The organism is Tepidimonas thermarum (assembly GCF_007556705.1).
Lineage (GTDB): Bacteria > Pseudomonadota > Gammaproteobacteria > Burkholderiales > Burkholderiaceae_C > Tepidimonas > Tepidimonas thermarum.
Genome location: NZ_VJOL01000007.1, coordinates 50483 through 71577, shown reverse-complemented (window position 1 = coordinate 71577; position 21095 = coordinate 50483). Strand labels below are relative to the sequence as shown.

At 69.9% G+C, this 21095-nt stretch carries 20 protein-coding genes; 7 read left to right on the top strand and 13 right to left on the bottom strand.

The window, feature by feature from the left end; translation table 11 throughout:
- A partial coding sequence (locus Tther_RS03470; RefSeq protein WP_143900933.1) for an ATPase, T2SS/T4P/T4SS family occupies positions 1–183 on the bottom strand: 183 nt, incomplete at its 3' end.
- On the opposite strand from Tther_RS03470, the gene Tther_RS03465 reads away from it, so the two are divergent.
- Positions 178–1026 (top strand): LOG family protein, encoded by an 849-nt coding sequence (locus tag Tther_RS03465; protein ID WP_143900931.1) that lies wholly within the window; start codon positions 178–180, stop codon positions 1024–1026. The genes Tther_RS03470 and Tther_RS03465 overlap by 6 nt on opposite strands.
- Before the next feature lie 29 nt (positions 1027–1055).
- Here Tther_RS03465 and Tther_RS03460 read toward each other — a convergent pair whose 3' ends face one another.
- The 11 genes from Tther_RS03460 to Tther_RS03410 form a co-directional block, all read right to left on the bottom strand.
- Complete coding sequence (locus Tther_RS03460) at positions 1056–1412, bottom strand: Na+/H+ antiporter subunit G (RefSeq protein WP_143900929.1); 357 nt, start codon at positions 1410–1412, stop codon at positions 1056–1058.
- A 9-nt stretch (positions 1413–1421) separates the two neighbouring features.
- Positions 1422–1703 (bottom strand): K+/H+ antiporter subunit F, encoded by a 282-nt coding sequence (locus Tther_RS03455; protein WP_143900927.1) that lies wholly within the window; start codon positions 1701–1703, stop codon positions 1422–1424.
- A 1-nt stretch (position 1704) separates the two neighbouring features.
- Positions 1705–2274, bottom strand: a complete 570-nt coding sequence (locus Tther_RS03450; RefSeq protein ID WP_246098891.1) for a Na+/H+ antiporter subunit E — start codon at positions 2272–2274, stop codon at positions 1705–1707.
- Positions 2271–3896: a monovalent cation/H+ antiporter subunit D gene (locus Tther_RS03445; RefSeq protein WP_143900925.1), complete on the bottom strand. Its 1626-nt coding sequence runs from the start codon at positions 3894–3896 to the stop codon at positions 2271–2273. Before Tther_RS03445 ends, Tther_RS03450 begins: the two co-directional genes overlap by 4 nt.
- 3 nt (positions 3897–3899) lie before the next feature.
- Positions 3900–4262, bottom strand: a complete 363-nt coding sequence (locus Tther_RS03440; RefSeq protein ID WP_221933990.1) for a Na+/H+ antiporter subunit C — start codon at positions 4260–4262, stop codon at positions 3900–3902.
- Between the two features lie 2 nt (positions 4263–4264).
- Positions 4265–7108: a monovalent cation/H+ antiporter subunit A gene (locus tag Tther_RS03435; protein WP_143900921.1), complete on the bottom strand. Its 2844-nt coding sequence runs from the start codon at positions 7106–7108 to the stop codon at positions 4265–4267.
- A gap of 111 nt (positions 7109–7219) precedes the next feature.
- Positions 7220–8479: a putative Na+/H+ antiporter gene (locus Tther_RS03430; RefSeq protein WP_143900918.1), complete on the bottom strand. Its 1260-nt coding sequence runs from the start codon at positions 8477–8479 to the stop codon at positions 7220–7222.
- Positions 8480–8526: 47 nt separating this feature from the next.
- A complete protein-coding gene (locus Tther_RS03425) occupies positions 8527–9549 on the bottom strand; it encodes a 2-hydroxyacid dehydrogenase (protein ID WP_246098890.1) in 1023 nt (340 codons plus the stop codon).
- Positions 9550–9554: 5 nt separating this feature from the next.
- Complete coding sequence (locus Tther_RS03420) at positions 9555–10319, bottom strand: nitroreductase (RefSeq protein WP_143900916.1); 765 nt, start codon at positions 10317–10319, stop codon at positions 9555–9557.
- Positions 10316–10771, bottom strand: a complete 456-nt coding sequence (locus Tther_RS03415; RefSeq protein ID WP_143900914.1) for an acyl-CoA thioesterase — start codon at positions 10769–10771, stop codon at positions 10316–10318. Before Tther_RS03415 ends, Tther_RS03420 begins: the two co-directional genes overlap by 4 nt.
- Positions 10768–11742 carry a histone deacetylase family protein gene (locus Tther_RS03410; protein WP_185974993.1) on the bottom strand — a complete coding sequence of 325 codons (975 nt, stop codon included), beginning with the start codon at positions 11740–11742 and terminating at the stop codon, positions 10768–10770. The genes Tther_RS03415 and Tther_RS03410 overlap by 4 nt, the downstream gene beginning before the upstream one ends.
- Positions 11743–11870: 128 nt before the next feature.
- Between Tther_RS03410 and phaP the strand changes: the two genes are divergently transcribed.
- A complete protein-coding gene (gene phaP, locus Tther_RS03405; RefSeq protein ID WP_143900912.1) occupies positions 11871–12446 on the top strand; it encodes a TIGR01841 family phasin in 576 nt (191 codons plus the stop codon).
- A gap of 101 nt (positions 12447–12547) precedes the next feature.
- On the opposite strand, the gene Tther_RS03400 is transcribed toward phaP, so the two are convergent.
- Complete coding sequence (locus tag Tther_RS03400) at positions 12548–13525, bottom strand: patatin-like phospholipase family protein (RefSeq protein ID WP_143900910.1); 978 nt, start codon at positions 13523–13525, stop codon at positions 12548–12550.
- Positions 13526–13631: 106 nt separating this feature from the next.
- Here Tther_RS03400 and Tther_RS03395 point away from each other — a divergent pair, with 106 nt between their 5' ends.
- The 5 genes from Tther_RS03395 to Tther_RS13630 all read left to right on the top strand — a co-directional run bounded on the left by Tther_RS03395 (position 13632) and on the right by Tther_RS13630 (position 21083).
- The gene (locus Tther_RS03395; protein ID WP_246098889.1) at positions 13632–14714 is read left to right on the top strand and encodes an extracellular solute-binding protein; all 1083 of its coding nucleotides are present in this window, start codon (positions 13632–13634) and stop codon (positions 14712–14714) included.
- A 145-nt stretch (positions 14715–14859) separates the two neighbouring features.
- The gene (locus tag Tther_RS03390; protein WP_143900908.1) at positions 14860–15618 is read left to right on the top strand and encodes a 3-hydroxyacyl-CoA dehydrogenase; all 759 of its coding nucleotides are present in this window, start codon (positions 14860–14862) and stop codon (positions 15616–15618) included.
- A gap of 70 nt (positions 15619–15688) precedes the next feature.
- A complete protein-coding gene (locus Tther_RS03385) occupies positions 15689–17311 on the top strand; it encodes a GGDEF domain-containing protein (protein WP_143900906.1) in 1623 nt (540 codons plus the stop codon).
- On the top strand, positions 17308–18294 hold the full coding sequence (locus Tther_RS03380; RefSeq protein WP_143900904.1) for an ABC transporter substrate-binding protein: 987 nt from the start codon (positions 17308–17310) through the stop codon (positions 18292–18294). Before Tther_RS03385 ends, Tther_RS03380 begins: the two co-directional genes overlap by 4 nt.
- Complete coding sequence (locus Tther_RS13630) at positions 18291–21083, top strand: EAL domain-containing protein (RefSeq protein WP_143900901.1); 2793 nt, start codon at positions 18291–18293, stop codon at positions 21081–21083. Before Tther_RS03380 ends, Tther_RS13630 begins: the two co-directional genes overlap by 4 nt.
- Positions 21084–21095: the final 12 nt, after the last annotated feature.

The following is a 21095-nucleotide window of genomic DNA, read 5'->3' as shown; positions in this document are numbered from 1 at the left end:
CCGCCACGCCGCGAGGGTAGCGGGCTGGAAGTTGAGCCGGTCCAGCGACAGCATGTCGACGTTGCGCTCCAGCAACCGCATGACGACGGACTCTCCGTACGCCGTGGGCACGGTGGAAACGCGCACGACGCCGCGCACGACCTGCACGTACAACGCCTGGCCGACGCCAGCGTCGAGATGCACCTGCTGTCCGACGCGGACACACGGCCGCCCCCGGACGCTTACCGGCTGGCCTTTGCCGATCCGGAGTTTTTGCTGCGCCGCGAAACGCGCGGCATCCGCTTCCAGCTCGAGCTGCTCAAGCCCGACCTCGGCATGGCCGAACTCGGCATCGAAAACACCATCGTCGTCTTTGGCAGTGCGCGCTTTCGCGAACCGGCCGAGGCCGAGGCGCAGTGGCAGGCCGCTCAGGCCAGTGGCGACGCGCAGGCGATCCGCCGTGCCGCGGCGCTGCGCCGCAACGCCCAATACTACGACGCCGCGCGGCGCTTCGCGCAGCTGGTGGCGGCCTACAGCCAATCGTGCCCGCACGACAAGCAGCTCTTCATCGTCACCGGTGGCGGCCCGGGCATCATGGAAGCCGCCAACCGCGGCGCCCACGACCTCGGTGCCCCCAGTGTCGGCCTCAACATCCTGCTGCCGCACGAGCAGGAGCCCAACCCTTACATCACGCCGCAGCTGCGCTTCAAATTCCACTACTTTGCGCTGCGCAAGATGCACTTCATGATGCGTGCCAAGGCGTTGGTGGCCTTCCCCGGCGGTTTTGGCACATTGGATGAGCTGTTCGAGGTGTTGACCCTGGTGCAAACGCGCAAGTCGCGGCCGGTGCCGGTGTTCCTCTACGGCAGCGCCTACTGGAAGCGCCTGATCGACTTCGACCTGATGGTCGAGGAAGGCGTGATCGCGCCCGAGGACCTGAAGCTGTTCACCTACGTGGACACACCCGAAGCGGCCTGGGAAGGCATCCGCCGCTTTTACGATCTGCCTGTGGCCTGCCCGGTCGACGGCAGCAGCCCCCCGGCCTGACGCCGCGGCCGCCGCGTCGTGCGCACGCCTCAGCGGGGGTCGGCGCGGCGCTCCGGGACGGCATCGCGCGGAACCGGCGCGCGCGACGGCAGCTTCAGGTGCAGCGCGGCTTGCGCCATGACCATGGCCGACACCGGCGCGGTGACGAACACGAACAGCGTGATCAGCAGCTCGGCCAGTCCGGGGCGCCCCTGCGCCCACCCCAGCAGCAGCGAGGCGATCAACACACACCCCACCCCCAGCGTCGAGGCCTTGGTCGGCGCGTGCAGGCGCGTGTACGCATCGGGCAAGCGGACCAGCCCGATCGCGCCCACGAGCACAAAAAACGTCGCCACCAGCAGCAACCCGGCTGCCAGCCATTCCACCACCGAAGTCCAGCCGTCCATCACCACCCCTTACTCGATGACGTCGCCGCGCGTCAAAAACCGGCCCACCGCCACCGTGGACACGAAGCCAAGCATGGCCACCAGCAGCGCGGCCTCGAACAGCAAATCGGTTTGCCAGCGCAGGCCAAACAGCACGATCAGCGCCACCGCGTTGATGTAGAGCGTATCGATCGCCAGCAACCGGTCGGTCATCCCCGGCCCCGCGAGCAAGCGCCAGCCGCACAGCAGACTGGCCACCGCCACCCCCAGCGTGGCCACATCCAGGGCCCACCCCAGCACGTTCAGCGTCATCTCAATCTCCCCCGTCACGCGCGGGCGTGACACCAAAAATGCGCAGCAGCGGGCCTTCGTAGCGCTGCTGAATCTCGCGCACGGCAGCGGCTGCATCGGGGCAGTCAAGGGCGTGCACCCACAGCACCCCGCGCTGTTCGTCCACCACCGCCGAGACCGTCCCTGGCGTCGTGGTGACGATGGAAGCCAGCAAGCTGTTGACCAGCGGATGCCGGGACGCCAGCGGCACACGCAGCCACGCCGGCCGCAACCGCTGCGTGGGCCCCAGCACCAGCCGCGCCACCGCGACGTTGGCCACCACGATGTCCCACAGCACGCGCAGCGTCAACCCCAGCGCCGGGCCCCAGGCGATTCGGTTGGCGGGCCCGAGAAAGGCGCGCACCAAGCGCGGCACCGCCCACCCGATCGCGAGCGCGGCCAGCCAATGCACCGGCGCTACGCTGCCTGCAAGCAGCAGCCACGCCACCCCCAACAGCCACGACAGCAGCGGGTGTGGAAACAGCCCCGCCACCATCCCCCCGCCCGCTGCGGGGGCCCGCTGCGCATCACGCACCGATCGCAACCGTGTCATGGACGCTCCTCTGGCGACGTGTGGAGGGGGGAGCCCGTGGTGCCGCGGTAGGGCCGTAAGCTGGGCGGGCCATCCCCCAGCACCGCCCGAACATAGCCGGCGTGGTCCTGCAACTGCTGCGCGGCGGCCAGCGTGTAGGCGCGCAACGGCGCCGCCGCCACCACCATCGCGCCCCCCATGACCAACAGGGCGGCGATCACCGCGAGCAGGTGCCCCGGCCGCCCCGCCGTCGGCCACGCCTCAGTAGGGGTCGGCTCCACGTGCCAAAACACGATGGCACCGGCGCGAGCCAAGCCCACCACGGACGCAAAGCCCACGCCGATCACCACCGCCCAGACCCACGCCTGCGGCGTCAACCCATGCGACGCCTGCAGCAGCATGACCTTGCCCAAAAACCCTGGCAACGGCGGCAAACCCGCAGCCGACGCGGCTCCCAACAGCAGCAACAGGCCCAACAACGCGGGCTCGCGCACGGCGGGCGCCGGCTGCAGCCGGTCGCCGGCGGGACCGCGCTGCGCGGCAATCACCTCCACCAGCAAAAACAGCGCCGCCACCACCAGCGTGCTGTGCAGCAGGTAGTACAGCGCCGCCGAGAGCGCCTGCACCGAAAACAACGCCACCCCGGCCAGCATCGTGCCGACCGATGCCACCGTCAACGACCCCACCAGGCGCGACAGGCTGTGCGCCGCCAACACCCCGGCCACGCCCACGACCGCCGTCAGCAGGGCCAGCGGCAGCAGCCAATCGGCGGTCGCGCTGGCCACCGTGCCTGCCCCGGCGCTCAACACCGAGACGTGAACGCGGATGATGGCGTACACCCCCACCTTGGTCATGATGGCGAACAACGCCGCCACGGGTGCGGCCGCTGCGGCGTACGTCGCCGGCAACCAAAATCCCAGCGGCAACAGCGCCGCCTTCAGCCCAAACACCACCAACAGCAACAACGCCGCGGTCTGCGCCAGCGCCGCCTCCGCCCCCTGCAGGCTGGCCACGCGTTGGCCCACATCGGCCATGTTGAGCGTGCCCGTCACGGCGTAGAGCAGCCCGAGCGCAACCAGAAAAATCCCCGACGCGCTCAAATTGAGCACCACGTAGTGCACCCCGACGCGAAAGCGTTCGCGCCCATGCCCATGCACCAGCAGCACGTACGAGGCGATCAGCAACACCTCGAAAAAGACGAACAGGTTGAACAGGTCGCCCGTGACGAACGCCCCGTTGAGCCCCATCCACTGCAAATGGAACACCGCGTGGAAGTACCGCCCCTGCTCGTCCCAGCCACCGCTGGCATACGCCCACACCGGCAGGGCCACCGCCGCCGTGAGCACCAGCATCAGCGCCGACAAACGGTCCACCACCAGCACGATGCCAAACGGCGCTGGCCACTCACCCAGCCGGTAGACCAGCCACTCGCCCGCATCCGCGCGCACCAGCAGCGAGACCGCCAGGGCCAGGCCCAACAACGCCGACACGCCGCTGACCACGCGCTGCCGCGCCACCGCGCGCCCACCATGCCCGTGCGTGCCGCCGGTGCGGTCCCCCAGCAACAGCAGCAGCACCGCCGTTGCCAGCGGCAGCACCACCGGCAGCACCGGAGCGTGGACGCGCCAGAGTTCGAGCAGCATCGCTCAACCCTCCCCCCGCGCGGGGATGTCCACGTGTCGCGCGCCGGGTTCGTGCCCATCCACATGGTCGGATCCCGACTCGTGCCGGCTGCGCAGGGCCAGCTCGATCACGAACCCGGTGGTCGCAAAGCCGATCACGATGGCCGTCAGCACCAATGCCTGCGGCAGCGGGTCCGTCATCACCGGCGCGGCGCCGACGATCGGCGGTGCCGCCAGCCACAAGCGCCCCATGCCGAACAAAAACAGGTTGACCGCATAGCCCAGCAGCGACAGCCCCAGCACCACCGCAAAGGTGCGCCCGCGCATCAGCAGATACACCGCGGTGGCCGTGATCACCCCGATACCCGAGGCCAGCAAAAACTCCAGACTCAGCATCCTGCCCCTCCCACGCGGGCACCGGCGGCCGCGTCTTCGCGGCTGACTTGGGCCAGCACCGACAACGTCAACAGCGTCGAGCCCACCACCGTCAGATAGACCCCCAGATCGAACAGCGCCGCCGTCGCCAGGGGGAGCTCACCCACCACCGGCAGGGCCAGGTAACCGTGCGCGCTGGTCAAAAACGGGCGGCCCCAGGCAAACGCCCCCACCCCGGTCAGACCGGCGATGCCCAAGCCGGCGCCGATCCAGCGTACGAAGCGCTGCCCACCCGCGGCGCGCAGCAGCGCCTCGGCGCGTTGCTGCCCCAACGCCACGTACTGCAAGACCAGCGCCACCGCGGTGATCAAGCCGGCGATGAACCCCCCGCCCGGCAGGTTGTGCCCGCGCAAAAAGATGTACAGCGCATACACCAGCGCCATCGGCAGCACGACCGAGGCCGCCACGCGCAGCAGCAACGGGGGCTGCGCGAACGTCCAGCGCCGCCCCCCCACATCGACGGGCGGCCGCGTGGTGCGCATGCCCTGCATCAACGCATACACGCCGATGGCCGCGATGCCCAGCACCGTGATCTCGCCAAACGTGTCGTAACCGCGGAAGTCCACCAGGATGACATTGACCACGTTGGAGCCCCCGCCCTGCGGCACTGCGCGCTCCAGGAAGTACCAGGCGATCGAATCGTGGTCGCGGGTCAACACCCACCACGCCAGCGCCGCCATGCCCGATCCGGCCAACACGGCCAATGCCGCGTCGCGCCAGCGTCGCCCAGGTGAGGATTCGCGCGGCGAGTGCGGCGGCAACAACGCCAGCCCCATCAGCAGCATGACGGTCGAGACCACCTCGACCGACAGCTGGGTCAGCGCCAGGTCGGGGGCCGACAACAGCGCAAACGCCAGCGCCGTGATCAGCCCCACGCCCCCGGTGAGGATCACGGCCAACAAGCGGTCGTGGTGCCGCCACACGAGCACCAGGCAGATCGCGCACAACAGCCCCCACAGCCCCAGCGCCAGCGGCCCGGCCGGCAGCAGCGCCCGAGCACCCGCCGCCACGCCCTGGCCCGCCAGCGTGGCAGCGCCCACGGCGAGCGCCGCGCCGATCAGCCACGCCAGGTAGCGCTGCAGCGACCCGTTTTCCAGCGTGGCGGTGACGCGCCCGCTCAGGCGCAGCACGGCGTCCAACGCACGCTCGAACAGCGCACGCCCGCTCCAGCGGCCAAACCAGGCTTCCGAGTCGATGCCATGCAGCCGCCGCCCCGCAGCCAGCCGCGCATACAGCGCCACGCCGCCGAGCAGCGCCAACACGCTCATCCCCAGTGGTAGGTTGACCCCGTGCCACAGCGCCAGGTGATACGGCGGCAGCGCCTGCTGCGTCATCGCCCGCGCGGCCACGTCCACCACCGGCCCCAGCAACAGCCCCGGCAACACCCCGACCGCCAAACATACCAGCGCCAGCAGTGCCGCCGGGGCCCGCATCCCCAGCGGGGGGTCGTGCGGGTGCGCCTGCGGCAGATCACGCGCCGGACCGTGGAAAAACGTGTCGTGCACCAACCGCAGCGAATAGGCAACGCTGAGTGCGCCCGCCAACGTCACCACCAGCGGCACCGCCCACGCCAGCGCACCCGCGCCGGCAAAATGCGCCACCGCCTCGGTGAAATACATCTCCTTCGACAAAAAGCCGTTGGTCAGCGGCACCCCGGCCATGCCCGCGGCGGCCACGATGGCAATGGTGCCGGTCCACGGCATGGCCTGCCACAACCCACCCAGGCGGCGCATGTCGCGGGTGTGCGTCTCGTGGTCCACGATGCCCGCGACCATGAACAGCGGCGCCTTGAAGCTGGCGTGGTTGAGGACGTGAAACACCGCGACCACCGCCGCCATGGGGGAGGCCAGCCCGACCAAAAACATGATCAAGCCCAAGTGGCTCACGGTCGAGTACGCCAACAAGCCCTTGAGGTCGTGCTTGAACAGCGCCACCCCCGCCGCAAACGACAGCGTGATCAGGCCCGCCCCGCTCACCAGGGCCTCAAACCAGCCCGAGCCCGCCAACACCGGCTGCAGCCGCATCAGCAAAAACACCCCGGCCTTGACCATCGTCGCCGAGTGCAGGAAGGCCGACACCGGCGTCGGTGCCGCCATCGCATCGGGCAGCCAAAAATGAAACGGAAACTGCGCGCTCTTGGTGAACGCCCCCAACAAAATCAACAGCAGTGCGGGCACGAACGCCGGATCCGACTGGATCTCGGCCGCGCGCCCCATCATCTCGCTGATTTCGAACGTGCCCGCAATCTGGCCCAGCAGCACGAACCCGGCCAGCATCGCCAACCCGCCGCCACCGGTGACCGCCAGCGCCTGTCGCGCGCCCGCGCGCGCCTCGGGCCGATGGCTCCAATACCCCACCAGCAGGAACGACGACAGGCTGGTGAGCTCCCAGAACACCACCAGCAACAGCAGGTTGTCCGACAGCACCACCCCCAGCATCGCGGCCATGAACACCATCAACAGGCCGTAGAGCCGGGCTGCCGAATCCTGCGGCGCCAGATAAAAGTGCGCGTACACCACGACGAGCGCGCCCATGCCGCTGATGAGCAGCGCAAACATCCACGACAGGCCATCGAGCCGCAGGCTGATCTGCAAACCGACGTCCGGCAGCCACGGGGCGGCAAACGTCTGCACCGCACCGCTGAGCACCGCAGGCGCCGCCTGCGCCAACAGCGCCACCACCACCAGCGCCACCGCCAACGCCACGCCGGCCGCCCCGATGCGGCTGCGCCGTCCCAACCATGCGCACAACCCACTGCCGAGCACCAGCGGCAGCACAACCAGGGTCAGCAGGGTCACGTACGCATTCCTTTCCTCGCTCCGGTCCAGGACAACTCCAACCAGGATTCGACCGGCGCGTGAAAGTTCACACCGCGCCGGCCACCCTGGCGGTGCGCCGCCGCGCCACACTCAATGTGGCAACAGCCGGAAGCACAGAATGGCGACGAGGGTGGGCCCCAGCGCGCCCAAAAACAAGCCCTTGGGGGAAATCGCCCCCTCCCGGAATGTCCCCTTGAGGATGGCCGCCCCGGCCGGGTTGGGCGCGTTGGCGATCACGGTCAGGCCGCCCCCGGTGACCGCGCCCGTCACCAGCGCATACTTGAAGTCATCGGACAGACCATCCACCAGCGACCCCAGGTAGGTCAAGGCAGCGTTGTCGGTGATCGCGGTAAGCACCGTGGCGCCGAAATAGACCTGCGCGTCCGACATCGACTCCAGCAGCGGCTGCAGCCACCACTGCTGCATACCGCCCAACACCACCAACCCTCCCAAAAAGAACGCCACCAGCAGGCCCTCGCGCAAAATCAGGCGATCCTGGTACTGGGGGTACGCGGTCGCCACCCCCATGAAGAGCAAAAACACCGACAAAAATGCCGCCGGATGGTGCGACAGCAGCACGATCAGGGTCAAAAAGCCCACGTGCACCGCCACCATGTGCGCGGGCACACCGCGGTAGGGCGACTCGGCGGCCACCGTCAACCCGCGCAACGTGCGGGCATTGAGCGCCGTGAGCACGGCAGCGTTGATGAACACCGCCAGCGCGGCTTTCCAGCCGATGTGGGTGATCATGTACGACAGGTCGAAACCCCATTTGGCCGCCACCATCAGCACCGGCGGGGCCGCAAACGGCGTCAGCGTCCCGCCAATCGACACGTTCACGAACAGCGTTCCCAGCGTCGCATACTTCAGGCGCGAGGGCAGTTGCGCAAAGATCGGGCCGCGCATCAGCAACGCCGCCAGCGTCATGGCCGCCGGCTCGGTGATGAAAGACCCCAGCAACGGCACCAGCGACAGCGTGGTGAAGTAAAACGCCATGGGACGCGGCAGCGGCAGCACCCGCACCACCGCATTGACCGCCGCCGAGGCTGCCTGCAGGATGGGCCGGCTGCCGGCCACCACCATGATGGCAAACACGAACAGCGGCTCGGTGAAGTTGCGCCCATCCAAATACGCCAGCGCCGGCGCCGACCCGACCGTGGCCACCGCCAGGGTCATGAACACCATGGCCCAGACGCCAAAGACGATTTCGACCTCGCCCAACAAATGCCACACCCCCGCATGCGCGGGGTGGGTGTGGGCCAGATGCTCGAAAAATTTGGTCGAAAAGGTGTGGACCAGCGCCAGCGCAAACAGCACCGCCGCCATCCATTGGATCGCATGCCCCGTCATTTCCATCTCCTCCAGGTGCGCGCGATTGTAGGTGGCGGGTGCGTGTCTCAGGCGCGCGGGTGGCGCGGCTGGTTCACCGGCGTCAGCGCGCGCCCCTCGGTCAGGTAGGCGATCAGGTTGTCGGCTGCCAGCTCGGCCATGGCGCGGCGCGTGCGCACCGTGGCGCTGGCGATGTGCGGCGTCAGCACCACATTGGGCACCTGCAGCAGTGCCGGGTGCACGCGCGGCTCGCCCTCGAACACGTCCAGCCCGGCCGCGGCCAGCCGGCCCGCGCGCAGCGCCTCGGCCAGCGCGGCGTCATCCACGATGCCGCCGCGCGCGATGTTGACCAGCACCGCCGTCGGCTTCATGAGCGCCAGCTCCGCGGCGCCGATCAGGTGGTGGTTCTGCGGCGTGTAGGGCACCACCAACACCAGATGGTCGGCCTCGCGCAGCAGCGTGGCCTTGTCCACCCAGGTGGCGCGGCAATCGGCCTCGACCGCCGCATCGAGCCGGTGGCGGTTGTGGTAGAGCACCCGCATGCCAAAGCCGTGCGCCCCACGCCGCGCGATCGCCTGCCCGATGCGGCCCATGCCCAGAATGCCCAGGGTGGTGCCGTGCACCTCGGCCCCGGCAAACAAGTCGATCGACCAGCGCGTCCAGCGCCCGGCGCGCAGGTAGTGCTCGCTCTCGGTCACGCGGCGCGCCGCCGCCAGCAGCAGCGCCAAGCCAAAATCGGCCGTGGTCTCGGTCAGCACGTCGGGGGTGTTGGTGCCCACCACGCCTGCGGCGTCCATCGCCGCCACGTCGAAATTGTTGTAGCCCACGGTCATGTTGGCGGCGATGCGCAACGTAGGGCAGGCCTGCAACAGCGCGGCGTCCACGCGCTGGGTGCCGGTCAGCAGCACGCCGGCCTTGCCCTGCAGGCGGCGGATCAGCTCCTCCTGCGCCCACTCGTCGTCGGCGTCGTTGGTCTCGACGTCGAAATGCGTGCGCAAGCGCTCGACCGTCTGCGCAAAGATGCGCCGCGCCACCAGCACCGCCGGCCGCGGGCCGGCCGGCGCCGTGGTCATCGCCGGGGTCTGCGTCATCGCGGTCACTCCACCCAACGCACAAAGCGCTCCAGCGGCTCGCGCGGGGTCACGAAACGGTTGACCAGCGCCTGCGGGTCCGCATAACCCAGCGCCATGCCGCACACCAGCATCTCCTGCTCGCTGGCGCCGATGTGCGGCAGGATGATGCGCGCGTAGTGGTTCCAGGCCGCTTGCGGGCAGGTGTCCAACCCGTGGGCGCGCGCGGCCACCATCAGGTTTTGCAAAAACATGCCGGTGTCCACCAGCGAGCCGCGCCCCATCACCGTGTCGATGGTCACCATCAGCCCCACGGGCGCGTCGAAAAAACGAAAGTTGCGCTGGTGCTGCGCGTGCATCTTGTCCTTGTCCCCCTTGCCGATGCCCAGCAGCCCATACAGGCCCCAGCCGTTTTCGCGCCGGCGGTCGATGTAGGGGCTCACCCACTGACTCGGGTAGTAGTCGTAGGCCTCCTGGTACTCGGCCGCCAGCGCCGGTTGGGCGCGGATCGCATCGTGCGCGGCGCACACCTGGTCGCACAGCGCATCGCGCGCACGCCCTTGCAGCACATAGACTTTCCACGGCTGGGTGTTGGTGCCCGAGGGGGCGCGCGCGGCCACCCGCAGCAGCCGCTCGATCAAGGCGCGCGGCACCGGTGTGGGCAAAAAGGCCCGCACCGAGCGGCGGCCCACGATGGCGGCTTCCACCTGCACGGGATCGATGGCGCGGGCACTGGCTTGCAGCGGGTCGAGGATCAGGGGGGCATCGAGCGCGGGCGCACGGTCGTTCATCGCAGGGACTCCAAGGTCTGGTGCAGCGTCACGGGCAGCGCGGTGACCGGACGGCGCGTGGCGCGGTCCACGTACACATGCACGAAATGGCCGCGCGCCGCACACGTGGGGGCGCCGGCGGCAAAAATGCCCACCTCGTAGCGCACGCTGGAGCGGCCGATGTGGGCCACGCGCAGCCCCGCCTCCACCGCCTGCGGGAAGGCCAGCGACGCAAAGTAGTGGCACTGGGTTTCGACCACCAGCCCGATCACCGCGCCGGCGTGGATGTCCAGCGCGCCTTGCTCGATCAAATAGCCGTTGACCGCGGTGTCGAACCAGCTGTAGTACACCACGTTGTTGACGTGGCCATAGATATCGTTGTCCAGCCAGCGCGTGCCGATGGGCCGAAACGCGCGGTAGTGCGCGCGGGGCAGCGGCTGCGGGCGCGGGGACGCGGGCGCGGCGGTGCTCACGGGGGCGGTCTCCTCTGGGGTGTTGGCGCCGATTGTGCCATCGCGCACCAGCGCCGCCAGTACGCCAGCGCCACCACGTAGGTGCGGCGCTGCACCCGCACCGTGCTCGCAATGTCGTGGCCGTAGCCGCCCGCCATCGTCATGGCCAGGGGCAGCCGCCGTTGCCACGCCCACTCGAAGACGCGCCGGTCACGCGCCTCCATGCCATCGTCGCTGAGCTTGAGCCGGCCCAGCCGATCGCCCTCGTGCGGGTCGGCCCCGGCCAGATAAATCACGAAATCGGGCGTGAAGCGCCGCTCCAGCTCACCCAGGGCCCACTCCAGCGCCTCCAGGTACTCGGCGTCGCGGCAGCCGTCGGGGAGCTCGACGTCGCAGTCGCTGGGCTCCTTGCGAAACGGGAAGTTGCGCGCCCCGTGCAGCGACAGCGTGAACACGCTGGGATCGTCGCGAAAAATGGCGGCCGTGCCATTGCCCTGGTGCACGTCGAGGTCGATGATCGCCACCCGCACTGGGCGCGCGCGGGCTGCCGTGCCGCGCCGCGCCCACTCCACCTGCATCAGCCGTGCCGCCACCGCCGCGTCGTTGAACACGCAAAACCCCCCACCCTTGTGCGCATAGGCGTGGTGCGTGCCACCGGCGATGTTGGCGGCCACGCCCTCGCCGGCCAACGCCACCCGGCTGGCCTGGATGGTCGCCCCCACCGAGCGCCGCGCACGCTCGGCCATCTGCGGGGACCAGGGGAACCCGATTTCGCGCTGCAGGGCGGGATCGAGCGTCCCGTGCTCGATGGCCTGGATGTAGTCCGGCGTGTGCACCAGGGCCAGTTCGCCGTCGCTGGCCGGCTCAGCCTGCTGCCATCGGATATCGGGCTCGGCCGCCAGCGCCTCGCGCAACAGACGGTATTTCTCCATCGGAAAGCGGTGGCCCGCGGGCAACGGCAGCACGAACTGGGTGGCATAGAACACCTGCATGCCGCCCAGTGTGCCAGGGCATCGATGTTGCAGCGCAACATGCGCTTGCAAAATCCGGTGCGCGTCGTATAATTTCTACCATTGTTGCAGCGCAACATTTACCACCCACCCGACCAGCGGAGGACACCATGCTCACCCCGGAACAACTGGCCGCCGCCCACAAGGCCAACATCGAGATGCTCTATGGCCTGACGCGCAAGGCCTTCGAGGGTGTGGAAAAGCTGGTCGAACTCAACCTGCAGGCCACCAAGGCGGCGCTGCGCGACTCGGCCGATCACACCCAGGCGCTGCTGTCGGCCAAGGACGCACAAGAATTGCTGCAACGCCAGGCCGCGCTGCTGCAACCCCTGGCCGAAAAGGCCGTGGCTTACAGCCGCCAGCTCTACGACATCGCGGCCAGCACCGGCAGCGCCTTCGCCCAGGCGGCCGAGGACAATGCCGCCGATGCGCAACGCAAAGCCCTGGCGGTGATGGACAACGTGGCCAAGAACGCGCCCGCCGGCACCGAAGCTGCGGTCGAAGCGATGCGCAGCGCCGTGCAGGCCGCGTCGTCGGCCATGGAAACCATCCAGCAAGCCGTCAAACAGGCGGCGGAACTGGCCGAAACCCAATTCCATCAGGCGGCCCAACAGGCCCAGCAGTCGCTGCACGCCGGCACGGCGGCACCCAAGAGCGCGCCGCGCGCGCGCCGCAGCGCGGGCTGACGCCGCCGCCGGTTGCTTCGAGTTGTCTCCTCGGGTCTTTTCGAAACGGAGGACCCTTCACAGCCCCGCCACCGGCGGGGCTTTTTTTGCCTGCGCCGCGCTCAGCGCACCGCAGTGGTGGCCGCGTTGAGCGGGCGACGCAACGCCACGAGCTGCTCGCGCAAGCGTGGCAGGGCCGCCTGCATGGCGCTGCGCCCGGCGGCGATGCTGCGCTGCCGCGCGGCAAAGTCGGCGCTGCCTACCCCTTGCAGCGCCGGGCGCACGACCACGTCCGCCCGCGCCAGCACGTGCCGGTTGATGGTCTGGCCCATGATGGTGAAGGTCTGCAACAGCACGCGCACCGGGTCGGTCTGGGCCAGCGGCTCGGCGGGGCTGGAAATGTCGACCGCGATCACCAGCTCCGCCCCCATCTCACGCGCCTGCTCCACCGGCACCGGCGCCACCAACCCGCCGTCCACGTACGCCTGGCCGCCGATCAGCACCGGGGAAAACACCCCCGGCACCGCGCTGGAGGCGCGCACCGCCGTCCCGGTGTCGCCGCGGCGAAACAGCACCGGACGGCCGCTGGCCAGCTCCGTGGCCAAAATGCCCAGGGGCAGCGGCATGGCCTCGATGGTGCGGCCCTGGACCATGCGGTTGACGTAGCGCGCCAGCGCCTCGCCGCGCAACAGCCCGCGGTTGAAAAGCGGCACCGTCCAGTCGGCGATGGTCGCCTCCTCCATCTCCAGCGCCGCTTGCTCGAGCGCGGCGCCACCCAACCCGTGCGCATGGAGCGCCGCCACCAGGCTGCCCGCCGACGTGCCCACCACCAGGTCGGGCCGTATCCCCTCGCGCTCCAGCACCTGGATCACGCCGATGTGGGCAAATCCCCGGGCCGCCCCCCCGCCCAGCGCCAGGCCCACCCGCGGCGGGCGCGTGGGCGGGGGGGCCGGCGGCAGCGGCGCGGGGCTGTCGGGCGGCCGAGGTTCGGGACGCGGCACTGCGCAACCGGCCAATGCCCCCACCGCCACCGCGGCCGCCGCCCCCAGCCAGGCGCGGCGGCCGAGCCGCCAGGCGGTTGGATCTCGGTCAACAGTCATAATGGAAATGATTCTCGTTTGTGGTATTATCGCTGCCAACGAATGCTGTTCGGTTCGTTCGCCGGGGGTGGCACCCCCTTCCACTTGGATGCTAGGAGTCTTGTCGATGGTTACCCCGATGTCCACGTTGCGCCGCCGCCTCACCCGTGGGGCATTCGCGTTGTTGTCCCTGGCCGTGCCGTGGGGCCTGGTGCCGCAAACGGCGGCGGCCCAGAACAACGTCTTGCACGTCTATTCCGCGCGCCACTACCCGGGCGACGAGGCCCTCTATGAGGGCTTCACCAAGGCCACGGGCATCACCATTCGCCGGGTGGACAGCGACGACGCCGGCATTGTCGCGCGTTTGCGCGCCGAAGGGCCGGCATCCCCCGCCGACGTGGTGCTGCTGGTGGATGCCGCGCGCATGGCCGCAGCCGACGCACAGGGGCTGTTTCGCCCCGTGCAGTCGGCCAAGCTCGACGCCGCCATCCCGCCCGAGCTGCGCGCCGCCCGCACCCCGGAGGGCGTGACCTGGACCGGCTTTTCCACCCGCGCACGCGTCATCGTCTATGACCCGCTGCGCGTCAAGGCCGAGGATGTGGCCACCTACGAGCAGCTCGCCGACCCCAAGCTCAAGGGCTTGCTGTGCACGCGCAGCGGCTCGCACCCGTACAACCTGTCGCTCTTTGCCACGGTGATCGAGCGCCTGGGCGACGAGAAGGGCCAACAGTGGCTCAACGGGCTGGTGGCCAACATGGCCCGCGCCCCCAAGGGCGGGGATACCGACCAAATCCGCGCCGTGGCCAGCGGTGAGTGTGGCGTCGCGCTGAGCAACAGCTACTACCTGGCGCGGTTGGTCAAGTCCGACCAACCAGAGGACCGCAAGGTCATGGAGCGCGTGCGCGTGGTTTTCCCCAACCAGGCCACCACCGGCACGCACGTCAACATCGCGGGGGCGGCGGTCGCGCGCCACACCAAGAACCCGGAGGCGGCGGTGCGGTTCCTCGAGTACCTGGCCAGCCCCGAGGCGCAGGCGTACTTCGCCAATGGCAACAACGAATTTCCGGCCGCGCGCGGCGTGGTGCTCGACAACCCGGCGCTCAAAGCCATCGGCGGCGACCGGTTCAAGGCCGAAACCATCCCGCTGACGGTCGTGGCCAAAAACCTGACCAAGGTGCAGCAGATGCTGGACCGCGCCGGCTACAAGTGACGACGTGATGTCCACGCGCCGCCGCTGCGGCGCCCCCCTCTCCTGGTAGTGTGCACCGCACGGTGCTTGTCGCCCGCCACCCTGGCGGGCGCTTTTTTGGCCTATGATTGACGTTTACGTCAACGTCAAACACAGGAGACTGGGCATGGAAATCGCAGGCAAGGTGTACGTGGTCACGGGCGGCGCTTCGGGCCTGGGCGAAGGGACGGCGCGCATGCTGGCGGCGCACGGCGGCCGCGTGGTCATCGCCGACGTGCAAGACGAGCGCGGCCAGGCCGTGGCGCGCGACATCGGCGGCGTCTATGTGCGCTGCGACGTCAGCCAGGAAGCCGACGCCCAGGCGGCCATCGACCAGGCGGTCGCGCTGGGCAAGCTCGCGGGGTTGGTCAACTGCGCCGGCATCGCCCCGGCCGAAAAAACCGTGGGCAAAAACGGCCCGCACAGCCTGGCGCTGTTCAACAAGGTCATCCAGGTCAACCTGGTGGGCACGTTCAACATGATCCGCCTGGCCGCGCAGGCCATGAGCGCCAACGAGCCCGAACCCACCGGCGAGCGCGGCGTGATCGTCTCCACCGCGTCGGTCGCCGCGTTCGAGGGCCAAATCGGCCAGGCTGCCTACAGCGCCTCCAAAGGCGGGGTGGTCGGCATGACGCTGCCCATCGCGCGTGATTTGGCCAAGCTGGGCATCCGCAACATGACCATTGCCCCCGGCATTTTTGGCACACCCATGTTGTTTGGCATGCCGCAGGAGGTGCAAGACGCCCTGGCCGCCATGGTGCCCTTCCCCTCGCGCCTGGGTCGCCCCGAGGATTACGCCAAGCTGGTCAAGCACATCATCGAAAACGACATGCTCAACGGCGAGGTGATCCGCCTCGACGGCGCCATCCGCATGCAGCCACGCTGAAGGCGGCGGGCCGGCGCCCTATACTCGCCGCATCTGCCTTGCCTTCCCGCAGCATGCCAACCCCGCCGGTATGAGCGCCACCACCCCCAAAGAGATCGCCCGGGAAGCCGTCCGCCTGCTCGCGGCACGGCGGCTGCCGCCCACGCCGGACAATTTTCAGGCCGCCTACCACGAGGTCGCGGGCACCCGGCCGTTGCAGCCGTTCCCGCTGGCGCAGCTGCGTCAGATCGCCCAGGCCCTGCCCGAGCGCACGCCCGCGCAGGTGCGCTTCAAGGCACTGTTCAACAAGGCGGTGAGCCGCCACACCTGGGACGACCTGGAAAAGGTGCTCACCCAGCACCTGGCGGCGGCGCCCGCCCCTGCCAGCACCCCGACCGCCGCCGCTGCGCCCGCCACCCCACCGGCGGCCAGCCCCGTCACCGATGGCCCCGCCGCCAGCGGCTTCGGGCCCTCGGACTTCGCGCCGTCGGCGTTCGCACCCGATGCGGCGCACGCGCCACCCATCGCGCCGGAAATCGCCGAGCAAACCGCGCGCATCATCGACATTGCGCAGCCGCTGGTGGCCGCCGACGACCGCCGCCTGCACGACATGGGCGAGGAGCTGGTGCGCTACCTGCGCCTGCCCGAGCACCACCCGCCGACGCTGCGGCGCATGTTGGCGGACTACGCCTACCGCTTGTCGTTTGGCGTGGAAGAGCAAACCGGCGTGCGCGAGGCGCTGCTGGGCCTGCTGCGCCAGGTTTTTGAGCACATCGACGCCATCAGCCCGGACAACCCCTGGCTGCGCCAGCAGATGCAGGCCCTCGTGCAAGCCGCGCAGCCGCCGCTGTCGCAACGCCGGCTGGAAGACCTGCAAGCGCGCGTCAAGGACGTCATCGTCAAGCAGGCCGAGGCGCGCGAGCAAACCGTGCGCGCGCAGGAGCTCATGCGCCAGACGCTGGCCACCTTTCTGGAGCGCTTGGCCCAGACCGCCGCCAGCATCGGCCAGTACCACGCCGAATTCGAGGCCTGCGCGCAGGCCCTGGAGCGCGCCGAAAGCCTGGCCGACATGGCCCCCGTGGTGCAAGAGGCGATCCAAACCGCGCGCGCCTTTGCCGCCGACACCCAGCGCGTTGCCGACGAGCTGACCGATCTGCGCGACCGCGCCAACCGCGCCGAAGCCGAGGTCGAGCGCCTGCGCGCCGAGCTCGACCAAATGGCCGAGCTGGTGACCCACGACCTGCTCACCGGCGTGCTCAACCGCAAAGGCTTGGCCAGCGCCATCGACCGCGAAACCCGCCGCGCCGAGCGCACCGGCACGCGCGTGTGCATCGCGCTGCTGGACGTGGACGACTTCAAGCGCCTCAACGACACGCTGGGCCACTTGGCCGGCGACGCGGCGCTCAAGCACCTGGCCGATGTCGCGCGCCGCAGCCTGCGCCCGCAGGACACCATCGGCCGCTACGGCGGCGAGGAATTCATCATCGTGCTGCCCGACACCACGCCCGAGGAGGCGTGCGGCGTGGTGCAGCGCCTGCAGCGCGACCTCAGCGCCCACCTGTTTTTGCAGGGCGAACAAAAGGTGCTGATCACCTTCAGCGCCGGCGTGACCGAGCTGCAACACGACGAGCCGGTGGACGCGGCCATCGCCCGCGCCGACGCGGCCATGTACCGCGCCAAGCGCGCTGGCAAAAACCGGGTGATGGCGGGATGAGAGCGGATCGGCGGCGCCTTCTGCGCTGCGGCGCGACGGCCGCGGCCACCTTCGCCGCCCCCTGGCTGGCGGGCTGCGCGCCCGATGCGCCGCTGACCGTGGCCTACCACCCGTGGCCGGGCTACGCGGCGCTGCGGCTGGCCGACAGCCTGGGATGGTGGGAGGGTGAGCCGCTGCGTGCCCTGCCCACGGGTTCGGCCAGCGCCTCGCTGCAGGCGTTGCGCGACGGCCAAGCCCAAGCCGCCGGCCTCACGCTCGACGAGGTGCTCAGCGCCAACGCCAACGGCGTGCCGCTGCGCATCGTCGGGCTGTTCGACCTCTCGCACGGGGCGGACGTGGTGCTGGCACGCCCCGGGTTTGACGCACCGGCGCGCTGGCCGGGGGCCCGCGTGGGCCACGAAAACGGTGCCGTCGGCGAGCTGATGCTGGTCAGCTGGCTGGAGCGCGCAGGTCTGACACTGGATGCCGTGCAGCAGGTCCATGTGCCCTTCGACCAGCACGAGCGCGCCTGGCGTGCCGGTGCGGTGGACCTGCTGGTGACCTTTGAGCCATTGGCATCGCGGCTGATCGCCCAAGGCGCGCAGCGGGTTTTCGACAGCCGTGAGCTGCCTGCGGAGCGGCCCATTGCGGACGTGCTGGCCGTGCACGCGCGCGCCCTGCGCGAGCGCCGTGGCCCCCTGCGCACCCTGGTGCGGCAGGTGCTGGCCGGACGGCACCATCTGCTGAGCCTGCCCGGCGACGCGGTTTACCGACTGGCGCCGTGGCTGGACCTGCCGCCTGCGCACACCTTGCACGTCTTCAACGGCTTGCGCCTGGCCAACTGGGCCGACAACCGCCGCTGGTTGCTGGGCGATCCGCCACCCCTGCTGCACGCCGCGCGCGCCCTGGCCCGGTTCATGCACCACCAAGGGATGGTGCCGCAGGCCGACGTGCCCGACGACCTGGTGTCGGCGCTGGCCTTGCCCGTGGAGGAGCCCCAATGAGCGCGGCCCGACCCACACGCCCGGGTGCCCGCAGTGGCTGGGCCCGCTGGTGGCGGGGCTGGCTGGTGGTGTGGCTGGTGGCGGGATGGGGCGCCGCTTGGGCCGAGCACGCAACGCTGCGCCTGGGCATCCTGGCCTACCGCCCGCTCGAGATCGAGCAGCGCGACTGGCAACCCGTGCTGCAAGCCCTGCAGCAACGGCTGGGCGCGCAGCACCCGATCGAGCCACTGCTGCTGCCGCCCTACGACGCGCTCGACGCAGCGGTGCGCACGCGCGCCGTGGATGCCGTGATCACCAACCCCGCGCACTACGTCATGCTGCAGGCCACCGACGGCCTGAGCCCGCCGCTGGCCACCCTGGTGCGCCGCCGCCATGGCATCGAGACGCGCGCCTTCGGCGGCACCGTCCTCGTGCGCGCCGACAGCCCGCTGCAGCGCTGGGAGGACTTGGCCGGCCAGCGCATCGGCATCGTGCACATGGAATCGCTCGGCGGCTACAACCTCCAGCGCTACGAGCTGCACCGCCGCGGCGTGGACCTGCGCCGCATCGCCTGGGTTGCGCTGGGCATGCCCCACGATGCGGTGGTGCAGGCCCTGCTCGACGGGCGGGTGGACGCGGCGTTCGTGCGCGACGGCGTGCTGGAGTCGATGCAGGCCGAAGGCCGCATCCCGCCCGGGCATGTGCGTGTGTTGCAGCGGCAGGATTTGCCGGGTTACCCGGTGGCGGTGAGCACCCCCCTCTACCCCGAATGGCCGGTGGCCACGCTGCCGCACCTGGACGAAGACACCGGACGGTGGCTCGTCTTGGCCCTGCTCAACACGCGCGACGCCCCCGAATTGCACAGCCACGTGTTGGCGGGCTTCGCCCCCCCAGCCAACTACACCGCCGTGGAGCAACTGCTGCGCACCTTGCGCGCGCCCCCGTTTGGCGTGCCGCAGCTCACCTGGCAGGAAACGGTGCAGCGCAACGCCCGTCCCCTTACCCTGGCCAGCGCGGGCGCGGCCGCCCTGCTGGGGCTGGTGCTGCTGTTGGCCAGCCAACGCCGGCGCTTGCGCCAAACGCTGCGCGACAAATCCGCCCTGCTCGACGAGCTGGAAATCCTGGCCAAGACCTTCGACAGCGGCCTAGGCGTCGTCATCACCGACGCGGCCGGACGCATCGTGCGCGTCAACCGCGCCTTCCAGGCCATCACGGGCTACACCGCGGACGAGGCCGTGGGGCGCACCCCGGGGCAACTGCTGCATTCCGGCCGTCACGATCGCGAGTTCTACCGCGCCATGTGGGACCAGCTCCTGCGCGACGGCCGCTGGGAGGGCGAAATCTGGAACCGGCGCAAGGACGGGAAGCTGTATGCCGAATGGCTGGCCATCAGCGCGGTCACGGATGCCGTGGGCAAGGTGCGCCACTACGTGGCGATCTTCACCGACATGACCTGGCGCAAGGAGGCCGAGGCGCAAATCGAGAGCCTGGCCTTCTTCGACCCGCTCACCGGCCTGGCCAACCGCCGCCTGATGCTCGATCGCCTGCAGCAGGCGCTGCGCTTGGCGCGCCGCGACGCGCGCTGGGGCGCCGTGTTGTTCATCGACCTCGACCACTTCAAGGCCATCAACGACACGCACGGACACGACGCTGGCGACGCGGTGCTGCGCACCGTGGGCGAGCGGCTGCGCGCCACGCTGCGCGAGCAGGACACGCCGGGCCGGCTGGGCGGCGACGAATTTTTGGTGCTGCTACCCGCCACCCATGCGCGGCGCGATGACGCCGCCCTGGCCGCGCGCACGGTGGCCGACAAAATCGCCGACGCCCTGCGCCAGCCCATGACGTACAAAACCCAGTCGATGGCGCTGACGCCCAGCATCGGCATCGCGCTCTACGGCGACGACAGCAGCCCGGCCGACGCCACCGAATTGCTCAAAGCCGCCGACCTGGCCATGTACAGCGTCAAGCAGGCCGGGCGCGACGGCGTGGCGTTCTTCGACCCCGAGATGGAAGCCTCCATCCATGCCCGCCACCGGCTGCAGCGCGAGCTTGCCCAGGCCATCGAGAGCGGCGAGCTGCGCCTGTACCTGCAGCCGCAAATCGATGGGCGTGGCAACACGGTGGGGGCCGAGGCGCTGGTGCGCTGGCTGCGCCCGGACGGCACGCTGGTGCCGCCCGGCCAGTTCATCCCGCTGGCGGAGGAAACCGGCCTCATCGTGCCGCTGGGCGACTGGGTGCTGTCGCAGGCGCTGGCCCTGCTGGCGGGCTGGCAGCGCGACCCGGCCTTGGCCGGCCGCCGGCTGGCGATCAACGTCAGCCCGGCCCAGTTCCGTGACCCGGGGTTTGGCACGCGCATTCAGCAGTTGCTGGCCCAGCACGGCGTCGATCCCCGGTTGCTGGAACTGGAAATCACCGAATCGGTGTTTTTGCACGACCTGGACGCGGCCCGGGACACCCTGCGCACGCTCGATGCCCTGGGCGTGTCGCTGGCGCTGGATGACTTTGGCACCGGCTACTCGTCGCTGGCCTACCTGGCCGAGCTGCCCTTTGACGTCATCAAGATCGACCAGCGCTTCGTGGCCCGGCTGCAACAGCCCAACCGCCAAGACGAGGCCATCGTCACCACCATCATCGCCCTGGGCCGCAAGCTGCGCATGCAGGTGCTGGCCGAGGGGGTGGAGACCGCGCAGCAAGAAGATTACCTGCTCGCGCACGGCTGCCACCTGCTGCAGGGCTACCGCTTTGGGCGGCCGATGCCGATCGAGCAATTCGAAACCCAGCTGCGCGCGCAGCCCGCGGCACCGGCGTAAGGCCACCCCGGC

Coding starts and splice junctions, on each gene's coding strand:
- Tther_RS03465 (WP_143900931.1), top strand. CDS start 178: ATGCACCTGCTGTCCGACGCGGACACACGGCCGCCCCCGGACGCTTAC.
- Tther_RS03460 (WP_143900929.1), bottom strand. CDS start 1,412: ATGGACGGCTGGACTTCGGTGGTGGAATGGCTGGCAGCCGGGTTGCTG.
- Tther_RS03455 (WP_143900927.1), bottom strand. CDS start 1,703: ATGACGCTGAACGTGCTGGGGTGGGCCCTGGATGTGGCCACGCTGGGG.
- Tther_RS03450 (WP_246098891.1), bottom strand. CDS start 2,274: ATGACACGGTTGCGATCGGTGCGTGATGCGCAGCGGGCCCCCGCAGCG.
- Tther_RS03445 (WP_143900925.1), bottom strand. CDS start 3,896: ATGCTGCTCGAACTCTGGCGCGTCCACGCTCCGGTGCTGCCGGTGGTG.
- Tther_RS03430 (WP_143900918.1), bottom strand. CDS start 8,479: ATGACGGGGCATGCGATCCAATGGATGGCGGCGGTGCTGTTTGCGCTG.
- Tther_RS03425 (WP_246098890.1), bottom strand. CDS start 9,549: ATGACGCAGACCCCGGCGATGACCACGGCGCCGGCCGGCCCGCGGCCG.
- Tther_RS03420 (WP_143900916.1), bottom strand. CDS start 10,319: ATGAACGACCGTGCGCCCGCGCTCGATGCCCCCCTGATCCTCGACCCG.
- Tther_RS03410 (WP_185974993.1), bottom strand. CDS start 11,742: ATGCAGGTGTTCTATGCCACCCAGTTCGTGCTGCCGTTGCCCGCGGGC.
- phaP (WP_143900912.1), top strand. CDS start 11,871: ATGCTCACCCCGGAACAACTGGCCGCCGCCCACAAGGCCAACATCGAG.
- Tther_RS03400 (WP_143900910.1), bottom strand. CDS start 13,525: ATGACTGTTGACCGAGATCCAACCGCCTGGCGGCTCGGCCGCCGCGCC.
- Tther_RS03395 (WP_246098889.1), top strand. CDS start 13,632: ATGGTTACCCCGATGTCCACGTTGCGCCGCCGCCTCACCCGTGGGGCA.
- Tther_RS03390 (WP_143900908.1), top strand. CDS start 14,860: ATGGAAATCGCAGGCAAGGTGTACGTGGTCACGGGCGGCGCTTCGGGC.
- Tther_RS03385 (WP_143900906.1), top strand. CDS start 15,689: ATGAGCGCCACCACCCCCAAAGAGATCGCCCGGGAAGCCGTCCGCCTG.
- Tther_RS03380 (WP_143900904.1), top strand. CDS start 17,308: ATGAGAGCGGATCGGCGGCGCCTTCTGCGCTGCGGCGCGACGGCCGCG.
- Tther_RS13630 (WP_143900901.1), top strand. CDS start 18,291: ATGAGCGCGGCCCGACCCACACGCCCGGGTGCCCGCAGTGGCTGGGCC.